Annotated in this window: 14 protein-coding genes; 3 read left to right on the forward strand and 11 right to left on the reverse strand. The window is 39.6% G+C overall.

Going from position 1 to position 17,758, the window contains the following annotated elements:
• Positions 1 to 121: 121 nt before the first annotated feature.
• The 10 genes from leuD to MHB40_RS15340 form a co-directional block, all read right to left on the reverse strand.
• Positions 122 to 712 (reverse strand): 3-isopropylmalate dehydratase small subunit, encoded by a 591-nt coding sequence (gene leuD, locus MHB40_RS15295; RefSeq protein ID WP_342532835.1) that lies wholly within the window; start codon positions 710 to 712, stop codon positions 122 to 124.
• A 32-nt stretch (positions 713 to 744) separates the two neighbouring features.
• The gene (gene leuC / locus MHB40_RS15300; RefSeq protein ID WP_205444108.1) at positions 745 to 2,154 is read right to left on the reverse strand and encodes a 3-isopropylmalate dehydratase large subunit; all 1,410 of its coding nucleotides are present in this window, start codon (positions 2,152 to 2,154) and stop codon (positions 745 to 747) included.
• A gap of 17 nt (positions 2,155 to 2,171) precedes the next feature.
• On the reverse strand, positions 2,172 to 3,272 hold the full coding sequence (gene leuB, locus MHB40_RS15305; RefSeq protein WP_342532836.1) for a 3-isopropylmalate dehydrogenase: 1,101 nt from the start codon (positions 3,270 to 3,272) through the stop codon (positions 2,172 to 2,174).
• 184 nt (positions 3,273 to 3,456) lie between these two features.
• On the reverse strand, positions 3,457 to 4,992 hold the full coding sequence (locus MHB40_RS15310) for a 2-isopropylmalate synthase (protein WP_342532838.1): 1,536 nt from the start codon (positions 4,990 to 4,992) through the stop codon (positions 3,457 to 3,459).
• The gene (ilvC, locus tag MHB40_RS15315; RefSeq protein WP_016991908.1) at positions 4,979 to 6,013 is read right to left on the reverse strand and encodes a ketol-acid reductoisomerase; all 1,035 of its coding nucleotides are present in this window, start codon (positions 6,011 to 6,013) and stop codon (positions 4,979 to 4,981) included. Before ilvC ends, MHB40_RS15310 begins: the two co-directional genes overlap by 14 nt.
• Positions 6,014 to 6,099: 86 nt before the next feature.
• Positions 6,100 to 6,615, reverse strand: a complete 516-nt coding sequence (gene ilvN / locus MHB40_RS15320; protein ID WP_036123293.1) for an acetolactate synthase small subunit — start codon at positions 6,613 to 6,615, stop codon at positions 6,100 to 6,102.
• Complete coding sequence (gene ilvB, locus MHB40_RS15325) at positions 6,612 to 8,378, reverse strand: biosynthetic-type acetolactate synthase large subunit (protein WP_342532840.1); 1,767 nt, start codon at positions 8,376 to 8,378, stop codon at positions 6,612 to 6,614. Before ilvB ends, ilvN begins: the two co-directional genes overlap by 4 nt.
• Positions 8,379 to 8,864: 486 nt before the next feature.
• Entirely contained in the window at positions 8,865 to 10,535 is a 1,671-nt protein-coding gene (ilvD, locus tag MHB40_RS15330) for a dihydroxy-acid dehydratase (RefSeq protein WP_342440832.1), read from the reverse strand.
• 370 nt (positions 10,536 to 10,905) lie between these two features.
• On the reverse strand, positions 10,906 to 12,228 hold the full coding sequence (locus MHB40_RS15335; RefSeq protein ID WP_205444116.1) for a D-arabinono-1,4-lactone oxidase: 1,323 nt from the start codon (positions 12,226 to 12,228) through the stop codon (positions 10,906 to 10,908).
• Positions 12,216 to 13,391: an amino acid deaminase/aldolase gene (locus MHB40_RS15340; protein WP_342532844.1), complete on the reverse strand. Its 1,176-nt coding sequence runs from the start codon at positions 13,389 to 13,391 to the stop codon at positions 12,216 to 12,218. Before MHB40_RS15340 ends, MHB40_RS15335 begins: the two co-directional genes overlap by 13 nt.
• Positions 13,392 to 14,192: 801 nt before the next feature.
• Between MHB40_RS15340 and MHB40_RS15345 the strand changes: the two genes are divergently transcribed.
• Complete coding sequence (locus MHB40_RS15345; protein WP_036123271.1) at positions 14,193 to 14,450, forward strand: GlsB/YeaQ/YmgE family stress response membrane protein; 258 nt, start codon at positions 14,193 to 14,195, stop codon at positions 14,448 to 14,450.
• 35 nt (positions 14,451 to 14,485) lie between these two features.
• On the opposite strand, the gene MHB40_RS15350 is transcribed toward MHB40_RS15345, so the two are convergent.
• Positions 14,486 to 15,184 (reverse strand): lytic transglycosylase domain-containing protein, encoded by a 699-nt coding sequence (locus tag MHB40_RS15350; protein ID WP_342532845.1) that lies wholly within the window; start codon positions 15,182 to 15,184, stop codon positions 14,486 to 14,488.
• 203 nt (positions 15,185 to 15,387) lie between these two features.
• On the opposite strand from MHB40_RS15350, the gene mscL reads away from it, so the two are divergent.
• Positions 15,388 to 15,777: a large conductance mechanosensitive channel protein MscL gene (gene mscL / locus MHB40_RS15355; RefSeq protein ID WP_004231397.1), complete on the forward strand. Its 390-nt coding sequence runs from the start codon at positions 15,388 to 15,390 to the stop codon at positions 15,775 to 15,777.
• 864 nt (positions 15,778 to 16,641) lie between these two features.
• Positions 16,642 to 17,757 carry a methionine biosynthesis PLP-dependent protein gene (locus tag MHB40_RS15360; RefSeq protein ID WP_342440835.1) on the forward strand — a complete coding sequence of 372 codons (1,116 nt, stop codon included), beginning with the start codon at positions 16,642 to 16,644 and terminating at the stop codon, positions 17,755 to 17,757.
• Position 17,758: the final 1 nt, after the last annotated feature.

Genomic DNA, 17,758 nt, shown 5'->3' on the forward strand with positions numbered 1-17,758 from the left:
AGTTAACATCGTGCCACCTCTGCATTTGTATTTCCTTCATTATAAGGAATTTCGTATGGGAAATGCACGCCAAACATAAAAAAACTGAAGACAATATCCAGTTTGTCTTCAGTCATTCCAATTAATAGGCTACTCGCTTCGCCTCATATGCGGCAATGTGGTCGTCATATTTAAAGGTTAAGGCGATTTCATCCCAACCGTTAAGTAACGTTTCTTTATAGTACGGATCAATTGTAAATTGATAGACTGTACCATCTTCTCCTGTTACGGTTTGCTCTGCAAGATTTACTTCCATTTTATATGGCTTTGCTAAGCCCTTCGCCAGAATGTCATCACATTCCGCTTCTGTTAGCTTAATCGGTAAGATACCGTTTTTAAAGCAGTTATTATGGAAAATATCTGCAAAAGAAGGTGCAATCACAACATTAAAACCGTAATCTAAAATGGCCCATGGTGCGTGTTCACGAGAGGAGCCACAGCCGAAATTATCTTGTGCCACTAGAATTTTCGATTCTTTAAATTCAGGTTTATTTAATACGAAGTCAGCTACTTCATTGCCTTGTGCATCGAAACGCCAATGGTAAAATAAATACTGTCCAAAGCCCGTGCGCTCAATACGTTTTAAAAATTCTTTTGAAATTATTTGATCTGTATCAACATTTTTTCGATCAAGTGGTGTGATGACACTATTGACGATATTAATTGGTTCCATTTTTCAATCATCCCTTCCGAGTAAAGCAAGACTTACACTGTTTCCTTCACAAATTCACGTACATCTACAAAGTGACCTGCAATGGCAGCGGCTGCTGCCATTGGTGGTGAAACTAAATGTGTACGCGATCCAGCGCCTTGACGTCCTTCAAAGTTGCGGTTGGAGGTAGAGGCACAGCGTTCTCCAGCTGGTACGACGTCATCATTCATCGCAAGACACATCGAGCAACCAGACTCTCGCCATTCAAAGCCTGCATCCATAAAGATTTTATCTAAACCTTCTGCTTCTGCTTGTTTTTTCGTCGTATGTGAGCCTGGTACAACGATGGCTGTGACCTTTTCATGCACCTTACGCCCTTTGATGACATCAGCAGCTGCACGCAAATCACTAATGCGTGAGTTTGTGCAGGAGCCAATGAAGACATGCTGGATGTCAATAGATGTTAATGGCTGCCCTTCCTCTAAGCCCATATAGGCAAGTGCTTTTTGAAGTGCCGCCTTGTCAGATTCATCTGCATAATCTGCTTGTGTTGGAACATGCCCAGAAACACCTGTACCCATCGATGGGTTTGTTCCCCAAGTAATGATTGGTTCAATTTCTTCCGCTTTTATAATACGAACTGTATCGTACGTGGCATCCTCGTCCGAAGCAAGGCTTAACCAGTAAGCGGCTGCTTCTTCCAATTTTTCTCCCTGTGGTGCATATTTGCGACCACGAATATAATCAACTGTTGTTTGATCAGGTGAGATAAGCCCTGCTTTTGCACCTGCCTCAATTGACATATTACAAATCGTCATACGTTCTTCCATAGATAGTTTGTGGATAGCCTCTCCAGTGAACTCCACAATATGTCCTGTACCAACACCAATGCCGAACTTTGCAATGATAGCTAAAATAATATCCTTTGCTGCTACCCCAACTGATAGCTCCCCTTCGACACGAATTTCCATCGTCTTTGGCTTATTTTGCCATAATGTTTGCGTCGATAATACATGCTCCACCTCTGATGTACCAATACCAAATGCAATGGCACCAAAGGCACCGTGTGTCGATGTATGAGAGTCGCCACAAACAATGGTTTTACCAGGCTGTGTTAAACCGAGCTCTGGCCCAATAACGTGTACAATCCCTTGGTCAGGGTGACCCATTCCTGCTAACTCAACGCCAAATTCCTCAGCATTTTTAGCTAATGTTTCGATTTGATTGCGTGCAATGGGATCATGAATAGTCGGTAAATTTTTTGTTGGTACGTTATGATCCATTGTCGCAAAGCTTAAATCAGGACGGCGCACCTTACGTCCGTTCATGCGTAGCCCTTCAAAAGCTTGCGGAGATGTTACTTCATGAATTAAATGAAGATCAATATATAACAGGTCCGGTTTGCCCTCTTCCTGATAAACAACATGTTTATCCCAAATCTTTTCAATTATATTTTTACCCATTGTCTTCACCTATTTCTTTAAATATATGTTGTCATTATACTTTGCGATACAAAGCTAGTATCAATTTCATTAATCACTTTATCTGTCCATTCATTAGTCGATAAAACGCGACTGCCGTCACGAGCAAGATCTGCTGTAAAATAGCCATCATCAAATACTGCACTAACAGCCCGCTCTATTTCTGCTGCTTCTTCTTTTAAGCCAAATGAATATTGCAGCATCATCGCCACAGATAAAATGGTTGCTGCAGGGTTTGCTACGCCTTGCCCTGCGATTTCTGGTGCTGAGCCATGTACTGGTTCATATAAGCCAAAATTATCACCACGAATAGATGCAGATGGTAATACACCTAAAGAGCCAGTAATAACAGATGCTTCATCACTTAAAATATCACCAAACATATTTTCAGTAACAACTACATCATAGTGTCCTGGATTTGTAATAAGTTTCATTGCTACCGAGTCCACTAGGTTATGTTCTACTACAACATCTGGATACTCTTTTTTCTTTGCTTCTACGACTTCACGCCATAAACGACTTGTTTCAAGCACATTTGCTTTATCAACAGAGCATAATTTGCCGCCACGTAAACGTGCTAGTTCAAAGGCATTTTCAACAATACGCTCCACCTCTGCTTTAGAGTAAACCGTTGTATCAATTGCGCCATTTTCAGTACGCATACGTGGTTCCCCGAAGTATACGCCGCCTGTTAGTTCACGTACAATCATTAAATCAACGTTCTCTGCTACTTCACGCTTTAATGGTGAAGCATCTAGTAAACTCGGGAACGCCTTTACTGGACGTAGATTTGCAAATAAATCGAAGTGTTTACGGATTCGCAGTAACCCTTTCTCCGGGCGTAATTCAGGCGGATTCTGATCCCACTTTGGACCACCTACAGCTCCTAATAAAATCGCATCACTCTTTTCACACATCTCGATTGTTTCATCTGGTAATGGATTATTGTGCTGGTCGATTGCAGCACCTCCAATTGTTGCATACCCTAAATGAAATGTATGATTAAATCGTTTACCAATCACTTGTAATACACGTACAGCAGAAGCAACAACCTCTGGCCCAATTCCATCACCAGGAAGTACTGTAATTTTTCTCTCCATTGTCAAAACACCCTTCTTTGTATAGCGTATTCGCTAATTTAGTAAAGACGCTCACCTACCTTTTATCGAGGTGAGCGTAGTCATTACGTCTAAGCGTAATTTGTTGTTAATTGATACAATACGCCATGACATCATTGCATCCGACTTGTGAATGGTACGTCATACAATTCACTTCCTCTGAAACTTATACAGGATGTGTGCGAAGGCTTGCTTGTATTAAATGACGGTTAATGGCATTTAAATACGCTTTTGCCGATGCTTCTAAAACATCTTGAGAGGAGTTGCGGCCTGTAGTCGATACATCATCATAGCGAATATTAATAACTGCTTCACCCAGTGCATCTCGTCCTTTGCCAACCGATGTCACACGATAATCAATGACATGCACAGCTCCGGGTACAAGTTGCTCGAGTGTATTAAATATAGCTTCTACTGAACCAGAGCCAGTAGCCACAACTGTTTTTTCTAGCCCCTCTGGTGTAAGCACAATGGCTGTGGCTGTAGGAATATTTTCAGTACCATATTGTACTTGCACCATTTTCAAATCAAAGAGTGATACATCTTCTAATTGAACTTGTTGTTCCGTCAGAAGGGTTAGTAAATCTTCCTCTGTAATCTCTTTTTTACGATCAGCCAATTTTTTAAATTCCACAAATGCTTTGTTCAACTTTTCATCAGAAAGATGGAAGCCCATTGTTTCTGCACGATCACGGAAGGCTGCACGACCAGAATGTTTCCCAAGAACTAATGGTATTTCTCCCTCACCGATTAAAGCAGGTGAAATAATTTCATAGGTTTCCGGATTTTTTAAGACACCGTCTTGATGAATGCCTGATTCGTGTGCAAATGCATTTTTCCCAACAATCGCTTTATTTGGCTGAATCACTACATTTGTCAATTTACTGACTAATTGAGATGTACGTTTAATCTCTTGCAACTGAATGTTCGTTTCCACCTGATAAATGTCCTTGCGAATATGAAGTGCTACAGCAATTTCCTCAAGTGCCACATTACCTGCACGTTCTCCAATGCCATTTATCGTCCCCTCTACTTGTGTAGCGCCATTTTCTATCGCAGCAATCGTGTTAGCTGTTGCCATCCCTAAATCATCATGACAATGGGCGGAGAATTTCACTTTGTCAGCACCTTTGACATTCTCTAATAGGAACTTAAATAATGCACCATATTCTTGTGGGGAAGCATAGCCTACAGTGTCTGGAACATTAATTGTTGTAGCACCAGCAGCAACCACTTCATTCATAATTCTTACTAAGAATTCTCGATCAGAACGGAATGCATCCTCAGCAGACCATTGCACAAGTGGGAAGAATTTTTTAGCATATTTAACAGCCTCCACCGCTTGCTCCACTACTTGATCAGGGGATTTTTTTAGCTTGTATTCCATATGAATAGGTGAAGTGGCTAGAAAAATATGAATATGTGGCTGTTGTGCTACTTTAATCGCTTCCCATGTAGCATCAATATCCTTTTGGATACAGCGAGCTAGCCCCGTCACAATGGAATTTTTTACTGTACCTGCAATGCGATGGACCGCATCAAAGTCACCGGGTGACGAAGCAGGAAATCCTGCTTCTATAATTGTCACACCAAGGCGCTCTAACTGTTTGGCAATTTCAATCTTCTCGGCCGTGTTTAAGTTGATCCCAGCAGATTGTTCACCATCGCGAAGCGTAGTATCGAAAATATCAATTTTTCGCACTTGTCGCCACTTCTCTCACAACTTTTTCTTTACCTTCGTTGATGAATGGCATCATAGCACGTAGTTTTGCGCCCACTTCTTCGATTTGATGGTTCGCACCAGCTTCTTTGAATTTTGTATATTCTGGACGACCATTTTCATTTTCTTGAATCCAACGACGAGCAAATGTACCATCTTGGATATCTGTTAATACGTCTTTCATACGAGCTTTTACAGACTCATCGATGATGCGTGGTCCTGCCACATAATCTCCCCACTCCGCTGTATCTGAAACTGAGTAACGCATTGTTGCCATACCGCCCTCAAACATTAGGTCAACAATTAATTTAAGCTCATGTAGTGTTTCAAAGTAGGCTAATTCTGGTTGATAACCAGCTTCTACTAATGTTTCAAATCCTGCTCTTACAAGTTGTGTTGCACCACCACAAAGTACCGCTTGTTCACCGAATAGATCTGTTTCTGTTTCTTCTTTAAATGTTGTTTCAAGAAGTCCACCACGAGCAGCACCGATTCCTTTACCATAAGCAAGTGCTAAATCTTTTGCTTGACCTGTAGCATCTTGGTGAATAGCGAATAGTCCTGGTACACCAGCACCTTCTTGGAATTGACGACGAACTAGATGTCCTGGTCCTTTTGGTGCTACTAAAAATACGTCAACATCTGCTGGTGGTGTAATTTGACCGAAATGGATATTGAAGCCGTGTGCAAACATCAATGCTTTACCAGCTTGTAAATGTGGTGCAATTTCTGCTTCATAAACTGCTTTTTGACGCTCATCTGGTAGTAAAATTTGGATTACATCTGCTTCTTGAGCTGCTTCCGCAACTGTTTTTACGTCAATACCATCTGCTTTTGCCGCATCGAAAGATCCACCTGGGCGAACTCCTACTACTACGTCAAAGCCTGATTCTTTAAGGTTTAAAGCGTGTGCATGACCTTGTGATCCGTAACCGATAATTGCGATTTTCTTTCCTTTTAATACGTCCTCGTTGATATTTTGTTCATAGTACATTGTAGCCATAGTTAATTTCCTCCTAGAATTTGTTTTGTTTTTTATAGCTTTAGATACTTGCTTTGTCTATAAAGCTATTCATTTTTATATGCAAACTATTTTAAAATAGAGAGCTGCGGGTTTGAGATTTTTTGTGTTTCACGAACGGAGGCAGTTGCTCCTGTACGTGTAAGTTCTTTAATGCCATATGGTCGAATGAGTTCGATAAAGGCATCAATTTTTTCTGGATGTCCCACTACTTGATACGTCACAACATTTTTGGCTGTATCAATAATTTGTGCGCGGAACGGTTCAACAATCGAATTCATTTCTAAGCGTAAATTTGGTGGTGAAATCACCTTTACTAGTGCTAGCTCTCGCAGAACAATCGATTTATCAGTAATATCATTGACTTTTAACACATCAATTTGCTTGGATAACTGTTTCACTAGTTGCTCGATTTTACGTTCATCCTCTACGTTGACAACGAAGGTCATCTTTGAAAAATTTGGTTGCTCCGTATGACCTACTGTAATCGATTCAATATTGAACTGACGCTTCATCAATAAACCTGTCAAACGGTTTAATACACCACTTTGGTTAATCACAGTTACGGTAATTACTCGTTTCAATTCTTTTTCACCCCAATCATTTCATGTAAGCCTTTGCCAGGTGCTACCATTGGGTAAACACATTCAAGCTGTTTCACTCGACAATCAATTAATACTGGCTCATCAGAAAGCAGTGCCTCACGGAAAATAGCCTCTGCTTCATCGATTGTGTTAATACGATAGCCTTTAATGTTATAGGCATCAGCTAACTTAACAAAATCTGGTTGGATCGGCATAAGTGATGATGAATAGCGCTCTTCATAGAATGTTTGTTGCCATTGACGCACCATGCCAAGACAGCTATTATTCAAAATCACTATTTTTACTGGTAAGTTAAATTCCTGTAGGATGGACAGCTCCTGTGCCGTCATTTGGAATCCTGCATCTCCTACAATCGAAATAACTTTTTTGTCTGGCTTCGCAAATTGGGCGCCAATTGCGGCCGGGAAGCCGAAGCCCATCGTACCAAGTCCACCAGACGTTACCCATGCATGATCATTATTTAAATGGTAGTATTGTGCTGCCCACATTTGATGCTGCCCAACATCTGTCGTCACAATGGCATCACCCTCTGTAATCTTGTGCACTAATTGCAATGCCTCTTGTGGTAAGATTTCTTGTGTATTTGTATCCTTGCAATACCACAATGGGTATTCAATGGAATGATTTCTTAAATAAGCTAGCCAATCAGCTGTATCAGGACCTTGGAAATCCTTTTTCAACAGTGCTTTTAAAGCCTCTTTTGCATCGGCAACAATCGGAATATCTGTCGGTACATTTTTGCCAATTTCAGCAGGATCAATATCGATATGGATAATCGTTGCATTCGGTGCAAATGTGGCTAAATTACCTGTTAAACGATCATCAAATCGTGCTCCAATATTGAGTAATAAATCCGATTTCGTAATTGCTGTATTCGCTGTAGCTGTACCGTGCATCCCCGCCATTCCAAGGAATAAATCATGTTCACCATGAATGGAGCCTAATCCTAGTAATGTGTTCGTTACTGGAATACGATATTTTTCTGCGAAGGTCGTTAATTCTTCCCGTGCATCAGCAAAAAGAACGCCTGCACCAGCTAAAATGATTGGATTTTTTGCCAATGAAATGGCTTGAATCGCCTTTTGAACTTGTAAATAGTTTGGTTTATACGTTGGTTGATAGCCTGGTAAATAAATTTCCTCAGGTGCTTGTGGCGGATTCCCTACATCAAACAACATTTGTGAAACGTTTTTTGGGAAATCCACGACAACCGGTCCCTTACGACCTGTGCTAGCGATATGGAAAGCTTCCTTCACAATGCGTGGGATATCATTAACATCCTGCACCTGGTAATTGTGCTTTGTAATCGGTGTTGTAATCCCCATAATATCGGCTTCTTGGAAAGCATCTGTTCCGATCACTGATGTCGCAACCTGTCCTGTAAAAACAACTAATGGGATGGAATCGATCATGGCATCCGCAATACCTGTTACAAGGTTTGTTGCACCAGGGCCACTTGTGGCAATGACAACGCCTGTTTTACCTGAGACACGAGCATAGCCTTCCGCTGCATGAATTGCACCTTGTTCATGTCTTGTTAAAATATGACGAATTGGATTTTTATACATCGCATCATAGATTTGTAATACGGCTCCTCCTGGATAGCCAAAGACGATTTCAACGCCTTGATCGTGCAATGCCTGCACTAATACATCTGCACCGTCCTTCGCTTGATAGGTTTGTTCAGCTGTTGCTGTTGTAGCTAATTGTTCTTGTTCATTGATTGAAACATTCGCACTCATCAAATTATGCCTCCTTCATTTCTTTCAAACTCACACATCAGTGTTGTAGATTAGTGAAGTGTCAATAGCTGGATTGACTATTCCTCTCTTCCTTTTCAGTTGAGAGGCTGTTCAATTGCATCGTGAAAATAATAAAAAGCCTTTTTCTCCACACGCAAAGAACTACCTTACGTAGGGATGAAAAAGACTTTCCATGGTACCACCCTTTTTTATAGCAAATAATTGCTACCTCGCGAATAAATGACTGCATTTATGCACCAATGCAAAAGACTTCGCATCCAATATAGTGTCATAAAACATTTATTCATTAATAACGAGCACTTTCGACTATGCCCGGAGCTATCTAATGGTGTAAACACGTTTAATAGCCCACTCCGAGGGGATGTCGGATCTAGTTGTATCGCCGGCTTCCAGCACGACCGGCTCTCTGGTAGATACAAGGCTCTAGAACCTTTAACCTCATCAACGTTTTTATCTATCTAGTTGTTAAATTTTCATTACGCCACCAGTGGAAGCGCTTGTCACTAATTTTGAATATCTTGCTAACCAACCACGTTTAATTTTTGGCTCAAAGACTGGTAATTTTGCACGACGTTCAGCTAAAACTTCATCTGAAACTTGTACATTAATCGTACGATTCGGTAGATCAATTTCGATAATATCTCCGTTTTCTACTAAAGCGATTGGACCGCCTTCAGCAGCTTCTGGTGAAATATGGCCAATTGAAATTCCGCGAGATGCCCCTGAGAAACGACCATCTGTAATTAATGCAACCTTTGTGCCAAGGCCACGACCTTGAATGGCAGATGTTGGTGCGAGCATTTCTGGCATCCCTGGGCCACCTTTAGGTCCTTCATAGCGAATGACGACTACATGGCCCTCTTTGACCGTTCCATTATCAATGTTTTCCTGCGCTGCTTCCTGTGAATCAAAGACAATTGCCTCACCCTTGAATACTTTGATGGAAGGATCAACTGCCCCTACTTTAATAACAGAGCCGTCTGGTGCGATGTTACCGAATAAGACCGATAATCCACCTACAGCACTATAGGGATTGTCTTTTGTTCGAATGACTTGATCATTCGTGATGTGATAATCTTTGACAAGCTCACCCATTGTGACGCCTGCAACGGTTGGACGGTTTGGATGAATAGCACCTGGAATAGAGGTTAATTCATTAATAATGGCACTAACACCACCCGCTTTATTGATATCATCCATTGAAATATCTGAAGCAGGCATAATTTTTGCCAAATAAGGCACTCTTTCTGCTACTTTATTAATATCTTCAATGTTGTAATCTATTTCTGCTTCATTGGCAATTGCTAATGTATGAAGCACTGTATTTGTAGAGCCCCCCATTGCCATATCAAGCGCAAAAGCATCATCAATTGCTTCTTTTGTAATAATATCGCGTGGCTTAATGTCTTCCTTAACCATGCGAATTAATTGTTTCGCTGCTTCTTTAATCAGCTTGTGACGCTCTTCAGAAGTGGCAACGATTGTACCATTCCCAGGTAAAGCTACACCGAGCATTTCCATTAAGCAATTCATCGAATTTGCTGTAAACATTCCTGAGCAAGAACCACATGTTGGACATGCATTATTTTCAATATCCAACAGCTCTTCAGCAGACATTTTTCCTGATTTATGGGCCCCTACACCTTCAAAAACAGATGTTAAGGAAAGCTGTTTCCCTGCTGCAGAAGTACCTGCCTCCATTGGACCACCCGAAACAAAGATAGATGGTACATTCGTACGAACTGCTGCCATAAGCATTCCAGGTGTAATTTTGTCACAGTTTGGAATATAAAATACGCCATCAAACCAATGTGCATTGATAACTGTCTCAGCTGAGTCTGCTATAATTTCACGACTTGGTAAGGAATAACGCATACCAATATGCCCCATTGCAATACCATCATCGACTCCAATTGTATTAAATTCGAATGGAATACCACCCGCTTCAATAATAGCTTCTTTCACTACATCAGCGAACGTACGTAAATGAACGTGACCTGGTATTATGTCGATATAAGAGTTACAAACCCCAATAAATGGTTTGCCTAGATCTTTTGCTTTTACTTTGCCTGTTGCATATAAAAGACTTCGATGCGGCGCTCGATCTACGCCTACTTTAATCATGTCACTTCTCATTTTAAACGCCCCTCATTGCTTTCCATACTATGTTCGTTTCTATAGACAAAATGTTCTGTCTTTTTAATTTTTGTTTATAGAGTAACAGTCTCTTAGATGATGACTGCTGTAACGAACGTGTTAAATTGTTGTTATCATAGTACGAAAAAAAGGTCTCGTCAACAGTATTTTTTGAATTGTTTAAACAATTCAAAAAATCTGTCAAAATTGAAATCGTTTACATGCTGATTAAGCATCAGTTTTATCTCGCTTTGATAAAAATTTTGACATTTCGTTCAAATTTTAATTTTTCAACAATAAACAAAAATAAGTAAATAAGTAATTCCCATATATTTGAATAAGCTAAATCACCCGATCATAGAAATAACGCTTACAATAGAAACAATTTTTTTAAGTATCCTGTAAAAAATACTTGTTCGGGATCATATTGGTGTCGAATTTTTAAAAACTTTTCAATCTCTGGATACAACGCATAGACCGTTTGCGCTGTTAAATGATGTTGTTTTCCCCAGTGAGGACGACCCTCATATTTTTGCATCAATGTATGCACCCATTTAAAATAAGGTTCTTCCGCCATCCCCTTATACATATGAAAGGCTATAAAAGCTGACTCACGACCTTGTGTTGGACTTAAAAAACCTGCTTCACCCGCAGTTGTTCGACACTCTAATGGAAAATGAACATGAAAAATGCCTTTTTTAAAGGTTGCATGAATTTCTTCCAGACAAGCTTCAAATTGTGATAAAGGGATGGCATATTCACTCTCTTGGAACTTCACACTACGAGGTGAAGGATAAATTTCATAGCTTATCCCTACTTTTTCACTTTCTACAACATTGGCAGCCGCTATCTTGCTCATAGCACCACTTAATTCTGGTCTCCATTTACATAACTCTGACATCGCATAGAAAGCACCATTTTCTACTATTTGAAGCTTTAACGTTTCTATTCTTTTATTCCATTCACTTTGAAAAACAGGCGCGACCGCATTCATCCGTTTTACTTGAATGGTTTCACTACCAGGAAAATAAAACCACTCCACATGGCGATGTTGACGAATATCCTCGGCAAACAATGTAAGACCATTTGTCAAAGTTTCTCTTGCCCCAACATAATGCAAACCATAAAGTGGCATGACCTTGATCGTTACTTTGACAAGGACACCAAGCATTCCAAGAGATACATGAAGCGCTTCAGATAAATCATCCATCCCTCTCCTATGTTCCTGATAAGTCCCAGTGCCATCTACAAATCCCCATGCCTCGACAGCTGACGATAAAGAACCAAGCGTAACCCCTGTGCCATGTGTACCAGTCGACACTGCACCTGCAATGGTTTGCTCCTGAATATCTCCCATATTGATTAACGCAAAGCCGTGTTTCGCTAGCATCGGCCCAATTTCATATAAGTAGGTCCCCGCCCATAGTGTTGCCTCCTGTCTTTCCTCATTCACAGCGATTAATCCACGCAGATTATGTAAGGAAATAGCGATATGCTCAGGCATAGCCACAGCACTAAAAGAATGTGCAGCACCTGTGACACGTATTGTCTTTCCTGCTTGACACGCATGCTTCACAATAGCTGAAACTTCATCAATAGAGTGTGGTAAATACATTTCGCTCGGATAGGAAATAACATTCCCAGCCCAATTTGTCCACTTTTCACCATTCCGCCATTTTTCTATAGAAAACATTGTCCATCCCCCCTGTATGTTGTGTAAGGTCCTGCATACTTGTCCCCACGAATAGCATGCAGGACCTGAAAACGCTCACAAAGCTCTCCAGCCTTTGCATGTCGAAAATAAATGGTATCGCCAATATTGATGCTTTTTCCTTTGACCTTAATTGGTGTTTGCACCTCCCCTGCGCCTTCTAGGCTAAGATATGCAAAAGTGGTAGGGTCATAGAATACAGGCAAGCGATCCATCCCTATTGCTCCAGAAGCCGTATAGCCTCCACCATGACAAACAACGATATTTTTTTCAGGCATTCTTGTGACACGCAAGGCAAATCCAGCAGCCTTTTCTAGCTGTAAATGTGTAAATTGATCGAACAATGCAGGCGCATAAAATGCTGAGCCAACTGTAATTTCCGTTACCTCCTTTTGTTGATTGGTATATGTCATACTTCCTGATCCTCCGCCATTAACAAAGCGCAGATTCGGAAAATAGGCCTTGATATGGGCGATTGCTAATCGACGAAATTGCGTTACTTGCTTTTTGGCCTGTACTTGCATGGCTTCAATGACTCTACCTTTTAAAGCATTCGCAGGGCGATTGCCAACGCCCGCAATTTGAGCCTCATAGCCCATCGCTCCTACCACTTCAATCGAAGGGGTCTTTTGAATGGTTTGTAAAAAAGGTGTCAATGTTTCAAGAGAATACAATGATGAACGTTTTGTTCCAAAATACAATACTTTAAAATCATTCGAAACATTAATATCAATACAAACCTGTACACGTACTCCAATCTCTTGTCCTAATTTCGCCAATAGTTCGATATGTTCTGGCCGATCTACCATAAACGTAACAATTTTCCCTTCTTTCACAAAATGCAACAATCGACGAATCGTTGCTTCCTCCATTACTGGATAGCCAAGCAATAAATCATCAAACCCCTGTTCTAATAAAAAAAGGGTCTCTGTTGCCGTGAATGTCATAAAGCCGACAACATTCACAAGTTTTTTCTGTATATAACGAAGGACCTCAATAGAACGAATCGATTTTGTCGCAATACGAATTTGTTTTCCACCACAAGCCTCTTGCACCATTTTTATATTTTTATCTAGTGCATCTAAGTCCAACCATGCAAATGGCCTTTCTAAATCACAAAACGCTTGATCCAATCTTGTCGTCATTTCATCACTCCCTTGTATGTACTATGTATTTGACATTTGACGGAATAATTCCTTTTTTCAAACAATTAGGCAAAATAAAACAACCGTGAGCCTGTTATTCAATAAGACTACACGGTTGTTTTAATATGGGATAAACATTTCATTCACCTTTCTATTTAATTGGTTACGATGCGTATAAGAAATCAGCTGCAAGATTTAGCATCACTAGTAAATGCAAACCAGCAATTAAAAAGCCTTGACGATTTAAACGTTTCATAACAGCCATATTCATATGACCACGCTCCTTTTCTACATTATAATCCCTTTATACAGAATTTTCAAACTATTAAAAAGTGGAAATTTACCCATTTTTCTTTTTCTCAAATAAAAATTTTACCCAAGAAATATGTGACTGCACGGAGAATGGACATTCTGCTTCAACAAATAATGTATTTTTTTATGAATGAAAAGGTTGTAGTAGCAAATAATTTAGTCAAATGGCTGATTTTTTTATTGTTCATGGGATTGAGCGTTGCAAGCATTTCTGGTACGAATTGAATGCATCAACATACTATAGAAGTAAGCGATAATCGGTGTATGTACAATATAGAAGTAATTGTAGTTAATGTGGACATTTTCACAGTAATTTATGCAGTTGGATTAGCTATAAAGTGAGCATAGCAAAGGAGCTGTATTCACTTATCTACAGCCTCATTGACAACATGTAATAATTACTAAACAAGATCACAGTGTTTAATCTACTCCATTCAGGGTATAACTAAGTAATCGCCATTATATCTTAAATTTAAGGAGATGAAAGTAATGATTAGTTTCATTTGGTATTTAATTATTGGAGGAATTCTTGGTTGGTTAGCTGGTGTCATTTTAGGTAAAGATGTACCTGGCGGCATCATAGGGAATATTATTGCAGGGATTGTCGGTTCTTGGATTGGTAGTATGGTTTTAGGGAACTGGGGCTGGAGAGTAAGTGATTTCTATGTGTTCCCAGCACTAATTGGGGCCGTCGTGTTGATCTTTATCGTCAGCCTTATTTTAAAAGGTATGCGCAAAGCAACTTAAATATGTAATGAAGAGCCATCCGTTGTGGTGGCTCTTTATTTTTCTTCATTTAAAAGAACGGCTGCTTGGAGTTCATCGTGAAAATCATTATACAACTGGTAGTAATATAACACATCATCTACATATTTCTCGCTATGGTTGTATTGATAAACAGCTTTCTTAATATTCCCTGTACCCGCTCCGTATTTAGATAAGTAGTTCGCTGCACTAAATACGGCATCCTCAATATCATAGGGGTCGGCTATCCCATCCCCATTTGCATCTACGCCATATCCTCCATATTTAGCAATTATCTCTGGATTCATTAATTCAGTTTTTGTGATGTTTCCTTTTCCTAAACCTGAGCATGTGGGATGCTGCCAGCCAACGAAGGTGCAAGGCATAAATTGCATATGCCCCTCTGCCCCAGCAGAGGATACCATTGATTTTACCGTAGAAAATCGTGTTTCAATCCGATGATGCGCAGCAAGTAATGTCCATGGTACACCATATTTTTCTTCAGCAGCTACATAAACGGGAATGTATTGCTCAGGAATATTCATATCAAAATGTTGTTGAATCTCCTCTATTGCTTTTTGCTGGGCAAGCTTTTCGAAAATCGGTAATGTCTGAAGCTCTTTCCATGCAAAAAATGTGAGGACATACACAGTTATTGCAATTGGAATCAATAATGCTATCATACCCAATTTTGTGGCAGATGATAACATGGGTTTGTTATTCTTTTTCTTTGCCATACGTCACACCTAATCTAGTATTCTTTTTCTATATTACCAAATTTTCCGTAATGTGTAGTATATCTTTTGATTTTGAAAAATGAAGTCTTCCACATATATGAAGTACATCATTTCCACCATGAAAGCAGTTGAAAGGTTTGGTAAAAATATAGTAAAATACAGATTGATTCATTTTATTGGATAATAATAGGGAGGAATTTATCTTGTGGAAAGACTTTAAAGAATTTGCAATGAAAGGCAATATTGTCGATCTAGCAGTAGCAGTAGTCATTGGTGGTGCTTTCGGTAAAATTGTTACCTCCTTAGTTGAAAATATCATCATGCCATTGGTCGGTATTTTAACAGGTGGAATCGATTTAACAAAGAGTTTTGTTTTTGGCTCAGGTGAAGCCCAAATCAATTTTGGTGTATTTCTACAATCCATCATTGATTTTTTAATTATAGCGTTTGCCATTTTTATGGCCTTACGAATTATGACGAAGCTCACACGTAAAAAAGAAGAAGCAGTCGTTGAAGAACCAGCTCCTGAACTCGATGCCAAAGAAGAACTTCTCAAAGAAATTCGCGATTTGCTAAAAAAAGAGCAAGCCTAACATACGGTGTAAAAGCATCTGTCTCTCATTTGAATGAGGCAGATGCTTTTGTTTTGTATCCTTCACTTCGGGTGTTCTCCTACTATTTAATGCGTATCCTTTACTTTTTCTCCTCTATCCACCACTTTACTCGTTCTATCCGATACTTTGCATGTCCTATCCACTACTTTTTATCTTGTATCCACTAACTTAATGGGTATCCTTTACTTTCTCTGCTCAATCTATATTCTGGAAGATAGTTTTACGTAAATTGAAGCAGTTCCATTCTAGATAGAAACGCTTACTTTGAAGTTTAGAGCGATTCCTTCTGCTGGAAACTACTTTTTTGAAGGCGGACGAACAATCTTTTTTAGAAACCCACCTTTTTGAATCTAACCGATCATCTTTACTTAGAATCCGCTCTTTCTGGAACCTAAAGTGCTCTTCTTTACTTAGAATCCGCTCTTTTTGGAACCTAAAGCGATCATCTTTACTTAGAATCCGCTCTTTCTGGAACCTAAACCGATCATCTTTACTTAGAATCCGCTCTTTCTGAAGCCTAAAGCGATCATTTTTACTTAGAATCCGCTCTTTCTGGAACCTAAAGCGATCATCTTTACTTAGAATCCGCTCTTTTTGATGTATAAACCGCTCACTCTGTTAAAATTTCATTCCACTCGAAGCTAACAGCGATAATTTCGCATAAATTCACAATTAATCTCCTACTATTCCTAGGTGATTAACTATAAATAATCTAGCTAATTTTCAGAAATCACCTTGTTCTTCTTTAGTATCCATGTTAAATTGGTAACAATTATTGAGAATACTATTAAATTGAAAGCGAAAGTTGTTGCTTTTAATAATATTGAAGAAAAGAGTGACGTCATGACATTAAACAGAAGTATTGAAACAAAGCTTGTACAACTAGGCAATTTAAGTGACCCAATAACAGGAGCTGTGAGTCCGCCTATTCATTTATCGACTGCTTACAAACATACTGGGATTGGTGAATCTACTGGTTTTGACTATACACGGACAAAAAATCCAACACGTGCGCTTTTAGAAGCAGGAATTGCTGATTTAGAGGGTGGCGATATGGGCTTTGCCTGTAGTTCCGGGATGGCTGCCATTCAATTGGTGTTATCCCTATTTAAACCAGGCGATGAATTAGTCGTGCCAGATGATTTATATGGCGGTACATATAGACTATTTAACTTCTTCCAAGATACTTATAATATCAAGCCTGTTTATTCAAAATTCGAATCGGTTGAACAGGTGGAAGCATTAATGAATGAAAATACACGTGCAATATTCATTGAAACACCAACAAATCCACTTATGCAGGAATTTGATTTACAAGTGTATGCGGAGTTAGCACATAAGCATGGGGCATGGCTAATTGTGGATAACACATTTTATACGCCATACTTCCAACGTCCTATTGAATTAGGCGCAGATATTGTGCTTCATTCTGCAACGAAGTATATTGGTGGTCATAATGATGTTTTAGCTGGACTGGTGGTTGCTAAAGGTGCAGAATTAGCCGAACGCATTGGCTTTATTCATAATGGCAGTGGCATGGTGCTAGGAGCTATGGATTCATGGTTACTTATTCGTGGTCTAAAAACAATGCATCTTCGTTTAAAACAACATGATACAAATGCGAAGGCGATTGCTGCTTACTTAGAGGAAGAAGCGTTAGTGACAGATGTTCTTTATACTGGAAAAGGTGGAATGCTGTCATTCCGCCTACAAAAACCTGAGTGGATTGACCCATTCCTTCGTAATTTAAAATTAATTACTTTTGCTGAAAGTCTTGGCGGTGTCGAAAGCTTTATTACGTATCCTGCTACACAAACACATGCAGATATGCCTTATGAAGAGCGTGTGGAGCGTGGCGTTTGTGATCGTTTATTACGCTTCTCTGTCGGCATTGAGGAAGCAGAAGATTTAATTGCAGACTTACGACAAGTATTTGATATCCTTAGAAAAGAGGCATAAT

The organism is Lysinibacillus sp. FSL K6-0057, from assembly GCF_038630885.1.
In the GTDB taxonomy this organism is placed as follows: Bacteria; Bacillota; Bacilli; order Bacillales_A; family Planococcaceae; genus Lysinibacillus; species Lysinibacillus fusiformis_F.

Bases quoted from the DNA above. Each gene is read 5' to 3' on its own strand.
- leuD (WP_342532835.1), bottom strand. From the start codon at position 712: ATGGAACCAATTAATATCGTCAATAGTGTCATCACACCACTTGATCGA.
- leuC (WP_205444108.1), bottom strand. From the start codon at position 2,154: ATGGGTAAAAATATAATTGAAAAGATTTGGGATAAACATGTTGTTTAT.
- leuB (WP_342532836.1), bottom strand. From the start codon at position 3,272: ATGGAGAGAAAAATTACAGTACTTCCTGGTGATGGAATTGGGCCAGAG.
- ilvC (WP_016991908.1), bottom strand. From the start codon at position 6,013: ATGGCTACAATGTACTATGAACAAAATATCAACGAGGACGTATTAAAA.
- ilvB (WP_342532840.1), bottom strand. From the start codon at position 8,378: ATGAGTGCGAATGTTTCAATCAATGAACAAGAACAATTAGCTACAACA.
- ilvD (WP_342440832.1), bottom strand. From the start codon at position 10,535: ATGAGAAGTGACATGATTAAAGTAGGCGTAGATCGAGCGCCGCATCGA.
- MHB40_RS15335 (WP_205444116.1), bottom strand. From the start codon at position 12,228: ATGTTTTCTATAGAAAAATGGCGGAATGGTGAAAAGTGGACAAATTGG.
- MHB40_RS15340 (WP_342532844.1), bottom strand. From the start codon at position 13,391: ATGACGACAAGATTGGATCAAGCGTTTTGTGATTTAGAAAGGCCATTT.
- MHB40_RS15345 (WP_036123271.1), top strand. From the start codon at position 14,193: ATGATTAGTTTCATTTGGTATTTAATTATTGGAGGAATTCTTGGTTGG.
- MHB40_RS15350 (WP_342532845.1), bottom strand. From the start codon at position 15,184: ATGGCAAAGAAAAAGAATAACAAACCCATGTTATCATCTGCCACAAAA.
- MHB40_RS15360 (WP_342440835.1), top strand. From the start codon at position 16,642: ATGACATTAAACAGAAGTATTGAAACAAAGCTTGTACAACTAGGCAAT.